The following is an 11,726-nucleotide window of genomic DNA, read 5'->3' on the forward strand; positions in this document are numbered from 1 at the left end:
ACGCTGCATTATGTTTTAATTTCTAACCGCTCACGATAATGACGAAGGAACGGCGTAATGGATAACTCGCCTATCAGCAGATTTTCAGACAAAGTCGAACAACTCATTGCATACTGCGAGCGCCTTGAAGAAGACAACGCCCGATTGACTAAGTCGCAGGAGCAACTTCAAAGCGAGCGCTCAAAACTTCTTCAAAAAAACGATCTTGCCAAAACCAAGATCGAGGGAATGATTGGTCGTCTACGCGCACTGGAGCAAAATTAATGTCTGAGCAGAATACGCTTGAAGTAAGGATTCTCGACAAAGAGTATCTTGTTGCCTGTCCACCAGACAAACAAAAAGAACTGCGTGAAGCGTCTGTGCAGCTCGACGCAAAAATGCGCGAGATTCGTGGTTCAGGAAAGGTTTTCGGAAGTGAGCGCATTGCCGTTATGGCGGCGCTCAATCTAACATACGAGCTGATGCAGAGCTCGATGAGCTCTAGTGGAGAGGAGCAGAAGCTGAGCAAGCTTGAAGCGCAAATGGATCAGATACTTGCAGCGAAAGAATCCCGGTAACACAAAAAACATTGTCTGGGCTAGCCATCCTGCATTATGTTTTTTTTAGTAACGCGGACTGTAAACTTGGCTAGGAAAAATTATACTAGGACCGTGACCTGGAATGTTCGCCAGCCAGATAAGTCCTCGAGCCGATACTTTTTTATAGGCAAGTATTTCACGTGTTGTGTGCATGTCCCCTTCGGCGGGAAAGCCTAATATACGTCAGGTATTCGCCACCTTGAACCTTTCGGTTCAAGGCCCTATCAGGCAGCGGCATTTTGGGCACACTTACGAGACAGCGCTCATGAAAAGCACTCCTAAGAACGTCATAAAAAATGATCGCGCAAGCTACACTCTCGAGCAGCAGCGACAGACTATCCGCAAACGCCGACTAGCATTATCTCCAGAAGATCGAAGCGATTTAGGCCAACAAATTTGTCAGAGAGCGCTCCAAACGCTTTATTACAACAAAGCCCAAAACCTTGCTCTATATCTTTCAGCACTCGGTGAAGTAGAAACACAAAGCCTGATAGATCAGGCCCTATCACACGGAAAACACGTTTATTTACCGGCTCTCGACCCAATCAACAAAGAGCGCATGTACTTTGTTCACTTCCAACCCGGTACTCGCTTGGTGGAGAATCGCTTTGGCATGGCTGAGCCAGAACTGAAAGAAGAAAACGTGATCTCGCCAAAGCACTTAGACCTTGTGATATGTCCTTTGGTCGCCTTCGATGAGCAAGCCAACAGAGTGGGGATGGGGGGCGGATTTTATGATCGCCACTTCGCATTTAAAAACGAGATCGCCTTCGCATCCAAACCTCCGTTTATGCTGGGTTTCGGATATGATTTCCAAAAAATCCAAAAAATAGACGTCGCGCCTTGGGACATACCAATGGACGCGATCATCTCGGAAGCGGCAACTTACTTACCACGCAAAAACTGATGGTAAACCGGATTATTCGTCTCATCCCAGTAGCGAAAGCCGATCTCATCAAGCATCTCATTGAATAGCTTCAACTCAGATTTATCGACCTGTACGCCCATAAAAACACGACTGTAGGCGGCACCATGGTTTCGATAATGGAACATAGAGATATTCCATTTACTTCCCAGTGAGGTGAGAAATTTCATCAAGGCTCCGGGCCGCTCAGGGAATTCAAATCGGTACACGTGCTCGTTTTCAACCTGAGAACGCCCACCCACCATATGGCGAATATGCAATTTAGCCAGTTCATTATCCGTTAAATCACTCACCGGATAACCCTGCTCTTCGAGCTCTTCAACAAGCTGCAAACGCTCACCATCGACACCCGAGGTCTGTACACCTACAAAAATCTGCGCTTCATAACCATCTGCGTAACGGTAGTTAAACTCAGTGATATTACGCCGGTGTAAGGCTTTAATAAACCTTTTATAGCTGCCAGGTTTCTCCGGTAGCGTCACTGCCAAGATCGCTTCGCGCTTTTCGCCAATTTCCGTTCGCTCTGAAATGTAACGCAAACGATCAAAATTCATATTTGCGCCAGACACGACCGTTAACAAGTTCTCACCCTGAACCCCGGTTTGCTCAACATATTTTTTCAGGCCTGCCACACCAATCGCGCCAGCAGGCTCCGCAATGGCGCGGGTATCGTCAAAGATATCTTTTATCGCTGCGCAGATCTCATCGGTACTCACCGTGATCACATCATCGACATGATCCTTACAGATATCAAACGGCAATTTCCCGATCTGGCGCACAGCCACTCCATCAGCAAAAATACCCACCTGATCTAGCGTAACGCGCTTACCGGCTTTTTTCGCAGCTAACAAACAAGCCGCATCCTCAGGCTCTACGCCGATCACCTTAATTTCAGGGCGCAGATATTTAATGTATGCAGCCATCCCCGCAATAAGGCCCCCGCCACCGCAAGGAATAAATACCGCATGCGCTGCGTCCGTGTGCTGCTTTAGCAACTCCATTGCAACCGTTCCCTGACCGGCTATCACGTCTTCATCATCGTAAGGAGGGATGTAAATCAAGCCTTTCTCTTTTACTTGCTCTTGAGCATAGGCTGACGCCTCGTCAAAGGTGTCGCCAACAAGCACCACTTTCGCACCACGCGCTTTGACCGAACTGACCTTAATTTCCGGCGTCGTTTTTGGCATTACGATCGTAGCTTTGATACCCAGTGTCTTCGCGGCTAATGCCAAGCCCTGCGCATGATTACCCGCAGAGGCAGCAATCACGCCTTTCGCCTTATCGATATCGCTAAGCTGTCGAACGCGGTTGTATGCGCCGCGTAGTTTGAACGAAAACACAGGCTGCAAATCTTCACGCTTCAAAAAGATCTCATTGTTAAAACGCTGCGAAAGACTTCTCGCAGGCGTTAAAGGTGACTCAATCGCCACGTCATAAACCCGCGCATCTAGAATTTTCTTAATATAGTTGTTCAGCATAAATAACTCGTTTCCGCAGCAATATTTTGGGCTCAGCCCGCGTTCAGCACTCAAAGAGATGCGCAATCTTAACCAAATTCGTGCTCTATAACGAGTGGATAAAGGCGCTTTACTCTGCTATTAATAGGTGTTTTGGAGATACGCATTTTTAGCGGCCATTCACCTTATGATTTGGATACCTATTGCATTGAATCAGCAAGGACGTTGCAGTGAATAAAGTGAAATCCTCGCAAAATATCCTCGTTGTCGACGATGCGCAATCTAGCTTGCTGATTATGGAGTCAATTCTGGCATCTACGGGCGCGCGCGTGTTTCTAGCCAACAACGCGGAAGATGCTCGCAAAGTGCTACAGCAACACGATCTCGCGGTGATTTTTCTCGACATCATTATGCCTGATATTTCTGGTTATGATCTAGCAGAAGAAATTCATAACAGCGCCCGCGCCCGCTACGTACCTATCATTCTGATGACAGCCCAAAACATCGGCAATGAAGACCTTCAGAAGGGCTATAAGCACGGCGTTGTAGACATCCTGACGAAGCCCCTAATACCAGAAATCATACTCCACAAAGCAAATGTATTTCTGCAACTAGACAATCAAAAAAGCATTATCAAAGAGCAACAAAAAGATCTTAAAAGCGCGTTCAAACGCTTGCAGGACTTTGCTCGTCACGACCAGCTAACAGGCCTGTTCAATCGAGAGCAAATTACCAATATGCTGGCGCGATTAGTCGGCCGTGGCAAAACACGGGCTCAGAAACTAGCAGTAATGTTTCTTGACCTCGACCACTTTAAAGTAGTCAACGACTCCTACGGGCATGCAGCAGGTGACCTGCTTTTACGCAGCATTGCACTCAGACTGAAGCAATGCGTTCGCGATAGCGATTACGTCGCGAGACTAGGTGGCGATGAGTTTTGTATCGTCCTAAACGACTTAGAAAGCCCCAATACAACAAGTCAAATTGCGATGCGTATTCTTGAGGATCTTTCCAAACCGCACAACATCAATAGTCATGAAATTCTCACAAGCACCAGCATCGGTATTGCTGTTTACGACGGAACGCAAACGTCGGCTAGTAAGTTGTTAAAAAATGCGGATGCAGCAATGTATCTCGCCAAAAACAAAGGTCGCAGCCAATACGCCTACTTTTCTGAAGAGCTAGAGCAAGATGCCAGAATGCGGATTGAGCTTGGAACTAAACTCAAGAACGCAATCATTAATGATCAACTCGAGACCTATTTCCAGCCTCAATATAGCGCGACGACAGACCAAATAGTGGGTCTAGAAGCCCTTATGCGCTGGAGAATAGATGGCCAATTCATAAGCCCAGTATTATTCATCTCGATTGCAGAAGAGCGCGGCTTCATTAACGAACTAGGCCTTTGGATACTCAACGATGCTTGTCATAAGCTGAAAGACTGGCAAACACGTAAAGTCTTGCCCCCATCCGTGACCATAAGCGTCAATATATCAAGCAGGCAACTCCAGTTTGATGGTTTTCTTGAATCTCTCCGGTCCACTATTGCAGATTCACGCATCGAGCCTGAGTGTTTAGAGCTCGAGCTCACAGAATCAGCTGTCATGTCAGACCCAGAGCATTGCGTTCAAATCTTTAGGCAAGTTCACCAACTGGGCTGTAAAATATCTGTGGACGATTTTGGAACCGGCTATTCGTCGCTCTCATACCTAAGCTCCTTACCTCTAGATGCGATAAAAATAGATCGTAGCTTCGTTAACGATATCATTACCGATGGCGTCAATCAGACAATCGTAAAAGCCATCATTGCGCTATCTCATAATCTCGGTTTAAAAGTCGTCGCGGAAGGTGTAGAAACCGAAGAGCAATTGAACTTCCTCAAAGACAATCGATGCGACGTCATGCAGGGCTATCTGCTAAGCCGCCCGGTTCCTGCCGACGAGCTTGAAAGCATTGCTTTAAATGGCTGAGCTTGCCCCCTATACTGCACGAAATTCTAGAACTTCATCAGGAATGCTTAATGACTCAGGACGAACTTAAAAGCGCGGTGGCGCTCGAAGCCGTTAATCTCATCAAAGGTCAGCTAGATAGCGACAGCATTATTGGCATTGGCACAGGCTCTACCGCCAACTTTTTCATCGACCACCTTGCTGAGCTCAAACACACCTTTGACGGCACGGTCGCAAGCAGCGAGGCCAGCGCCGAACGATTGAAATCTCACGGCATTCCAGTCTACGAGCTCAACAGTGCGCCAAAACTCGATTTTTATATTGATGGTGCTGACGAGTGCAATGCGCATCTTGAATTAGTTAAAGGCGGCGGCGGAGCGCTCACCAGAGAGAAAATCGTTGCCGCTGTCGCGAAAACCTTTGTCTGTATTGTAGACGACACCAAACAAGTTGATCTTTTGGGCGCATTCCCGCTTCCGGTAGAAGTGATTCCAATGGCGCGTAGCTATGTCGCGCGCGAATTGGTGAAACTGGGCGGCGACCCCGTTTGGCGCGAAGACTTTATTACGGATAATGGGAACCTTATTCTTGACGTCCACAACATGAAAATTCAGTCGCCGATCGCTATGGAAGAGCAAATAAACCAGATCACGGGTGTGGTCACAAATGGCCTGTTTGCCGCGCGATCAGCGGACATTCTTCTTGTCGGCACCAAAAATGGTGTAAAAACGTTAAAAGCAGCGGTTTAGATATCGCGAGAAGCTTGGTTTGACTGGGCTAAGGCCTTATAATCGCGAGCCTTTATTCTAGCGCTCACGTTGAGGAAACTTACATGATTTTTGACAACATCCCAGCAGGTAAAGATCTGCCAAACGATATTTACGTTGCGATTGAAATTCCTGCAAACAGCAGCCCAATCAAATACGAAATCGACAAAGACATGGGCGCCGTGCTTGTTGATCGCTTCATGGCGACACCTATGTTTTACCCTGCGAACTATGGTTTCATTCCACATACGCTTGCTGATGACGGTGACCCATTAGACGTTTTGGTTATCACTCCTTATCCCGTATTGCCAGGCGCCGTTATTCGCTGCCGTCCTGTTGGCATGCTGAACATGGAAGACGAAGCGGGTGGCGACGAAAAGTTGGTTGCCGTTCCTCACGACAAGCTATCCACTGCGTATAGTGACGTTAAAGATGTTGATGACCTTCCGCCTCTGTTAAAAGATCAGATCCAGCACTTCTTCGAAAACTACAAAGATCTTGAAGCGGGCAAATGGGTGAAAATTATCGGTTGGGAAAACGCGGATGCAGCGCGCGCCTCTATCGAAAAAGCGGCCGCGGCCTACACAAAGTAAATCGTGACGTTTAAAAAGGGCCTAAGGGCCCTTTTTTATTGCCTACAAAAAGACGTAAACTCGTCAAGCATGACGCCCGCGATCAATCTACTCAACAAGCAGAAGATTTCTCATACCGTGCATGCCTACGAGCATGATCCAAACCATGGTGCCTACGGTTTGGAAGCGGCAGAAAAGCTCGGTTTTAATCCAGAGAAAGTGTTTAAAACACTCATCATCGAGCTAGACGCTAGCAAGTTGGCATGCGTCATCATCCCTGTTGCAGAAAGCCTCAATCTTAAAAGTGCCGCAAAAGCACTGGGCGCGAAGAAGGCAAGCATGGCCAAAGTCGAAGACGCTGAGCGCTCGACGGGCTATATCAAGGGTGGTGTTAGCCCGTTCGGACAGAAAAAACGATTACCGACGATTGTCGATGCCTCCGCAGAGCACCTAGAAACCTTGCTAGTGAGCGGCGGCCGAAGAGGCCTGGATATTGAAGTCCGCACTGAAGACTTATTGAAAATTCTCAGAGCGAAACTCATCAAGGTGCGCGCTTAGCACATTTCGATTTTTAGGGCTCGAAACGATATAAGTTGCCCAAATCGGTCAGAAAGTACATCCACTGATCGGGCCCAAGTACCGTATCGCGAACCCGTTCGTCAAGACTTTCGAACAGTCGCTGTTCTGCCGTCACTCTCGTCATTGATGCATCTAGCACAAGCACATTTACGTGACGCAACTTCAGCGCACCAGCATAAAGCTTGTTCCCAAACATACTCAAGCTGCTTGGCGCGATGGAAGGCACATAGTACTTGACCGGTTGCTCCATGCCTTCACGATGCGTACCTTCTCCAACGTCTATGGGGCCCCAATACTCTTTACCATACGAGATAACGGGCCAACCATAATTCGCGCCACGCTGAATGATATTGACCTCATCACCACCTCTCGGCCCATGCTCTATTGACCAAAGAACATCGGTTTCCAGGTCATAATGCATGCCTTGCGGGTTTCGGTTGCCATATGCCCAGATCTCGGGCTGCGCGCCTTTTACAGCGTAAAACGGGTTATCTTCAGGAATACGCCCGTCATCATGCAATCGAAGTATTTTACCCGCATGACTCGAAAGCTCCTGAGCCCATTCGCGCTCGCCTCGATCACCAGAGCTAAAATAAAGATACCCCTGTGCATCAAACGCGATCCGGCTGCCAAAGTGTCGTCCACCCGATGACTTGGCGTTGCTCACAAAAAGCTCTTCAAAATCGCGCACGCGCGCATCTTTTATTCTGAACCGGGCCAAGGCCGTTGAAGCTTCGTCATCATCCGGCTTACTGTAGGTCGCATAAATCCACGCATTTCTCTGAAACTGCGGATGCAGTGCCAAATCGAGCAAGCCGCCCTGCCCGCTGAACCATACAGGCCAAACGCCCTGAATCTGCGTCTTTTTGCCTGAGCCCAATTCAATAAACTGAAGTTGACCTTCTCGCTCACTCACCAAGGCGGTATTGTGACTAACAAATTCAATCGACCAAGGCAAAGCAAAACCACTGGCGACTTTCTCCAACTGATTGGCGTATGTTGGGTTCACGACCGCCAGTAACAACAGAAACATCAGTTTTTTTGAGCATTTCATCTTAATTCTTCCGGTATTTCCCAGGCTGTTCGCTCCATATACTAATCCCATCATTCGTTAGATGACAGGAGAGACGCATGAACTATTTGAGACGTAATGAGGAACGGGGTCAGGCCAACTTTGGTTGGCTGGATAGCAAACACAGCTTTTCCTTTGGTCACTACTACGACCCTCAGCACATGGGCGTATCGGTGCTTCGCGTCATCAACGACGATACCGTCGCACCCGGCGCAGGCTTTGATACACATGGCCATCAAAACATGGAGATTATCTCCTATGTTCTTGAGGGTACGATTGAGCATAAAGATAGTACCGGTAACCATTACCAGATACCTGCAGGCGAAGTACAGCGAATGAGTGCCGGCACTGGGGTAACACATTCTGAGCACAATGCCTCCAAAGAGGCTCCTCTGAAGTTTCTTCAGATATGGATTCAGCCTGAAGTGCAAAACATTGAACCGAGTTATGAACAACGCGCAATAGAACAGAATACCGCGTTAACTCCTTTAGTCACCCCCGATGGTGAAGGCGACTCGTTGCACGTACATCAGGACGCGCGTATCTATCGTTTGCGCCTCGCTACAGACGAGACTGCCACGCTGACGAGTCGGGGCAATCATAGTTATTTGCATGTCATAAAGGGCTCAGCAGAGTTTCAGTTTAATGATGCAACAACCACATTGAAGGCGGGCGATGCTCTGGGTGGTGCGATAGCGTCCACTGACCATGTGCAGGCTCAGGCAAACAGCGACGACTTCGAAGCGCTCTGGTTTGAACTTCCCTGATGGCGCAGCGCACGTTTTTGGAACCACCTAAGCCAAATGGATAAGAGATTCACAACATGACAAGCGATCCGATCTTTTGGCTATTGGCCATCACTGGCGTCATCATCACCGGTATTTCAAAGTCGGGCTTTGCCGGAGGCGCCGGTGTTGTCGCCGTGCCACTATTGAGCTTTAAAATTGGGGTGCTCGAAGCCACAGCAATTACCCTACCGCTTTTGCTTGCGATGGATGCGCAAACTCTGCGCTACTACTTTCGACAGATAAATTGGCCTGAATTAAGGGGCTTAATTCCCGGCGCGCTGGTCGGCATATTTCTTGGCGGCTTTGCCATGGGATCGGCCTCCGATTCGGCCCTCATGCTCGGTTTAGGTATTCTATGCATTCTGTTTGCGCTTTGGGCGCGACTACAACAAGCACTAATGCGCTTTAAAGGCGCTCGTTTTTTTTGGTCGACAAGCTCTGGTTTAAGTAGCACGCTCGTACACGCCGGCGGCCCACCGATCAATATCTACTTTGTATCCAGAGCGCTTCCAAAAGCAGCGTGGCTCGCTACCGCTGGTGCGTTTTTCGCGATCATGAATGCCATCAAGTTGATTCCCTACTCTCTAAACGGGCAATGGTCTCTGCAGTTGGTCGCGATCAGTGTCGTGCTGTTACCAATGGCCTACTTGGGCGTTTGGCTGGGCAAACAGATTCAAGGTCGCTTGAGCGAGACTCAGTTCATGCAAGCGTGTCGTTTTCTGTTATTCGCTGTTGGGGTCAGTTTGATTTGGAAGGTCGTTTAAAGCTGGCTGAGGGTATCCAACTATCCAACGTTTGACGGCTGCTGGTTTCGTAACAGGGCTTCCATTGCTTCCTTATCAAGCGGTCTCGAAACGTAGTAACCCTGAACATAGTCACATCCAAGGGATCTTAGAAGATCAAGCTGCGCTTCATTTTCTGCGCCCTCAGCAACAACTTTCAAATCAAGAGAATTACTCAATACGACAATCGCCTTGGTAATCGCCTGCTGAGCTTTGGAGCACTCAATATTGTCGATAAACTCTCGGTCGATCTTAAGCGTATCTACGGGCAGGTGGCGCAAATAACTGAGCGATGAATAGCCCGTTCCAAAGTCGTCGATCGATACCTTGATGCCAATCTCGCGTAAGTCCGCAAGCCGCTCGCTTACTCCCTGAATGTCTTCTTTCAGGGCACTTTCTGTCAGCTCTAATTCAAGAAATCCCGCGTCAAGACCTGACTCCGCAATACTCTCAATGATGATGCTTTTTAGGTGCGGCTCTAACAATTGACGTGGCGCAAGGTTAACCGACACACTGAGCGGTCCAAAGCCCATGTCCTGCCATTTTTTCGTTTGGTTACAGGCCGCATAAAGAACATAGGCGCCGAGATCTGATATCAACCCATTCTCTTCGGCAATGGCAACAAACTCCTGAGGAGAAACCAGACCTCGCTGAGGGTGGCTCCAGCGGATTAAGGCCTCATAGGAGAGTATCAGCCCCTCTTTCAAATCGAGCTTCGGCTGGTAATACACCTCGAGCTCTTCATTCACGAGAGCGGAACGTAACTCTTTCTCAATCTCGAGACGCTCACGCGAAAATGTCTTCAAGCTTTCGTCAAACATCTGAATTTGATTGCCGCCGTGGTATTTTGCCTTTTGCACCGCAAGAGAGCCGAAGCGGCTAAGCGTTTCAATATCTTCGGTATGCTGTGGCAACAATGCGATACCAATGCTACAAGAAAGCACGACTTCGTTTTTACCAAGTTGATAGGGTTTATCCGTCAAGGCGTGAAAAAGACGCTGAGCAAACTTCTTTACTTTAAAGGTCGGACTGCAGGCAACAATACAGGCAAACTCATTGCCACCCACGCGCGCAAGCACATCAACCCGTTGAACACTGTTACTTAATCGCTCGGCCACATTTTGCAGAATTCGATCAGAGATCTCATGTCCAAAACTATCGTTGAAATGCTTAAACCGATCGATATCGATCATTACCAGCGCAAAAGGGAGCTGCTCATCTTGATATCGAATCAACGCCCGGTGTAACTGGTTTTGAAACTGAACACGATTTGCCAGTCGTGTTAAGCCATCATAATTCAAGAGATAATCGAGCTTCTCATCCGTTTCTTTGTGATCCGTCATATCACTAATCAGTCCGGCGTAATATTTGATTCCGCCAGACTCATCACGAATCACATTGATCTGGGTCCGTTGCGAGTAGTAATCGCTATGGCGACGCCGCTCCAGCAGTTCACCTTGCCATTGCCCGTCGCTTTCAAGCGTCTCAAAGATTTGCGCATAAACTTGCCGCGTTTGTGGCGTCTCACTCACATCAACAAGCGGCTGACCGATGATCGTATCCAAGTCATGCCCAGTAATCTTGGTAAAGGCGGGGTTCACCGACAAAAAGCGCTGTTTGCGATCCAAGACCATCACGCCTTCAGAGGTATGATCAAATACAGATTTGGCCAACCGTATTTCTTCATCTCGCTGCACATCACTTTGGATGTCGCGACGCGTCCCCATAAGACGGCGCGCTCGATGCTCTTCGTCAACATCAACCACACGCCCATGCTCCTCAATCCAACGCCAAACACCCGCGTCATTCACTCGATAATTCAGCTGATATTCTGCCTTTTCACCTTGCAGGCAAGCATTGAGGGTATCGCGCAACCCCGCATAGTCCTCACTATGCACAACGCGCTTAAGGCGCTCGATAACATCTTGAGAGCTGAGCTCTTTATCTCCAAAAATATGATGGAAATTGGATTGGAAGAAGCGACCTTCTGCCACTTCCCAATCAAACAAGCCCAGATTGGAGGCTTCGATCGCTTGGGTTAAACGTGTCTGACTTTTCACAAGCGCTTCGCTGACGGATTTGCGTAATGCAACCTGCTGATTCAACTGCGCATTCGCTTTTTCGAGTGCTTCTGTGCGTTGACGAATCTTTTGCTCGAGATCCTGCTCAGTACTCAACAATGCCGTATTGAGCCGATTCTTCTCATAGCGAAGCTGCGCTAAATCTTGCTCTGCGCCGCCTTTTACCCGCGGTAAGA

12 protein-coding genes and 1 other RNA gene are annotated in these 11,726 nt (G+C 48.4%); 10 read left to right on the top strand and 3 right to left on the bottom strand.

Annotated features, from left to right (window positions below; translation table 11 throughout):
* Positions 1 to 57 precede the first annotated feature (57 nt).
* From A3750_RS10555 to A3750_RS10570, 4 genes are all read left to right on the top strand, one after another.
* On the top strand, positions 58 to 264 hold the full coding sequence (locus A3750_RS10555; RefSeq protein ID WP_068454364.1) for a TIGR02449 family protein: 207 nt from the start codon (positions 58 to 60) through the stop codon (positions 262 to 264).
* Positions 264 to 557, top strand: coding sequence for a cell division protein ZapA (locus A3750_RS10560; protein ID WP_068465995.1), 294 nt, complete (start codon positions 264 to 266; stop codon positions 555 to 557). The genes A3750_RS10555 and A3750_RS10560 overlap by 1 nt, the downstream gene beginning before the upstream one ends.
* A gap of 92 nt (positions 558 to 649) precedes the next feature.
* Positions 650 to 828, top strand: a non-coding RNA gene (gene ssrS / locus A3750_RS10565) — 6S RNA.
* Between the two features lie 15 nt (positions 829 to 843).
* Positions 844 to 1,485: a 5-formyltetrahydrofolate cyclo-ligase gene (locus A3750_RS10570; RefSeq protein ID WP_068456733.1), complete on the top strand. Its 642-nt coding sequence runs from the start codon at positions 844 to 846 to the stop codon at positions 1,483 to 1,485.
* Here A3750_RS10570 and ilvA read toward each other — a convergent pair.
* Positions 1,464 to 2,981 carry a threonine ammonia-lyase, biosynthetic gene (gene ilvA, locus A3750_RS10575; RefSeq protein WP_068465994.1) on the bottom strand — a complete coding sequence of 506 codons (1,518 nt, stop codon included), beginning with the start codon at positions 2,979 to 2,981 and terminating at the stop codon, positions 1,464 to 1,466. The two genes, A3750_RS10570 and ilvA, sit on opposite strands and share 22 nt — an antisense overlap.
* A 209-nt stretch (positions 2,982 to 3,190) precedes the next feature.
* On the opposite strand from ilvA, the gene A3750_RS10580 reads away from it, so the two are divergent.
* The 4 genes from A3750_RS10580 to ybaK all read left to right on the top strand — a co-directional run bounded on the left by A3750_RS10580 (position 3,191) and on the right by ybaK (position 6,806).
* A complete protein-coding gene (locus A3750_RS10580; RefSeq protein ID WP_068455826.1) occupies positions 3,191 to 4,930 on the top strand; it encodes a bifunctional diguanylate cyclase/phosphodiesterase in 1,740 nt (579 codons plus the stop codon).
* 50 nt (positions 4,931 to 4,980) lie between these two features.
* Positions 4,981 to 5,658 (top strand): ribose-5-phosphate isomerase RpiA, encoded by a 678-nt coding sequence (rpiA, locus tag A3750_RS10585; protein ID WP_068455829.1) that lies wholly within the window; start codon positions 4,981 to 4,983, stop codon positions 5,656 to 5,658.
* A gap of 83 nt (positions 5,659 to 5,741) precedes the next feature.
* On the top strand, positions 5,742 to 6,269 hold the full coding sequence (ppa, locus tag A3750_RS10590) for an inorganic diphosphatase (protein WP_068455832.1): 528 nt from the start codon (positions 5,742 to 5,744) through the stop codon (positions 6,267 to 6,269).
* A 3-nt stretch (positions 6,270 to 6,272) separates the two neighbouring features.
* A complete protein-coding gene (gene ybaK, locus A3750_RS10595) occupies positions 6,273 to 6,806 on the top strand; it encodes a Cys-tRNA(Pro) deacylase (protein ID WP_369819915.1) in 534 nt (177 codons plus the stop codon).
* A gap of 13 nt (positions 6,807 to 6,819) precedes the next feature.
* Here the strand turns inward: ybaK and A3750_RS10600 are convergent, their stop codons facing one another.
* Positions 6,820 to 7,881, bottom strand: a complete 1,062-nt coding sequence (locus A3750_RS10600) for a PQQ-dependent sugar dehydrogenase (protein WP_068455838.1) — start codon at positions 7,879 to 7,881, stop codon at positions 6,820 to 6,822.
* 77 nt (positions 7,882 to 7,958) lie between these two features.
* On the opposite strand from A3750_RS10600, the gene A3750_RS10605 reads away from it, so the two are divergent.
* Complete coding sequence (locus tag A3750_RS10605; protein WP_068455843.1) at positions 7,959 to 8,666, top strand: pirin family protein; 708 nt, start codon at positions 7,959 to 7,961, stop codon at positions 8,664 to 8,666.
* Positions 8,667 to 8,722: 56 nt separating this feature from the next.
* Complete coding sequence (locus A3750_RS10610) at positions 8,723 to 9,451, top strand: sulfite exporter TauE/SafE family protein (protein WP_068455845.1); 729 nt, start codon at positions 8,723 to 8,725, stop codon at positions 9,449 to 9,451.
* 20 nt (positions 9,452 to 9,471) lie between these two features.
* Here A3750_RS10610 and A3750_RS10615 read toward each other — a convergent pair.
* Positions 9,472 to 11,726, bottom strand: a 2,255-nt coding sequence (locus A3750_RS10615; protein ID WP_068548251.1) for a bifunctional diguanylate cyclase/phosphodiesterase, incomplete at its 5' end; no start/stop codon positions are given.

The organism is Oleiphilus sp. HI0079, from assembly GCF_001635105.1.

What these genes read in the sequence shown, in the direction of transcription:
- A3750_RS10570 (WP_068456733.1), top strand. Translation starts at nt 844, where the DNA reads ATGAAAAGCACTCCTAAGAACGTCATAAAAAATGATCGCGCAAGCTAC.
- rpiA (WP_068455829.1), top strand. Translation starts at nt 4,981, where the DNA reads ATGACTCAGGACGAACTTAAAAGCGCGGTGGCGCTCGAAGCCGTTAAT.
- ilvA (WP_068465994.1), bottom strand. Translation starts at nt 2,981, where the DNA reads ATGCTGAACAACTATATTAAGAAAATTCTAGATGCGCGGGTTTATGAC.
- A3750_RS10605 (WP_068455843.1), top strand. Translation starts at nt 7,959, where the DNA reads ATGAACTATTTGAGACGTAATGAGGAACGGGGTCAGGCCAACTTTGGT.
- A3750_RS10560 (WP_068465995.1), top strand. Translation starts at nt 264, where the DNA reads ATGTCTGAGCAGAATACGCTTGAAGTAAGGATTCTCGACAAAGAGTAT.
- A3750_RS10610 (WP_068455845.1), top strand. Translation starts at nt 8,723, where the DNA reads ATGACAAGCGATCCGATCTTTTGGCTATTGGCCATCACTGGCGTCATC.
- A3750_RS10600 (WP_068455838.1), bottom strand. Translation starts at nt 7,881, where the DNA reads ATGAAATGCTCAAAAAAACTGATGTTTCTGTTGTTACTGGCGGTCGTG.
- ppa (WP_068455832.1), top strand. Translation starts at nt 5,742, where the DNA reads ATGATTTTTGACAACATCCCAGCAGGTAAAGATCTGCCAAACGATATT.
- A3750_RS10555 (WP_068454364.1), top strand. Translation starts at nt 58, where the DNA reads ATGGATAACTCGCCTATCAGCAGATTTTCAGACAAAGTCGAACAACTC.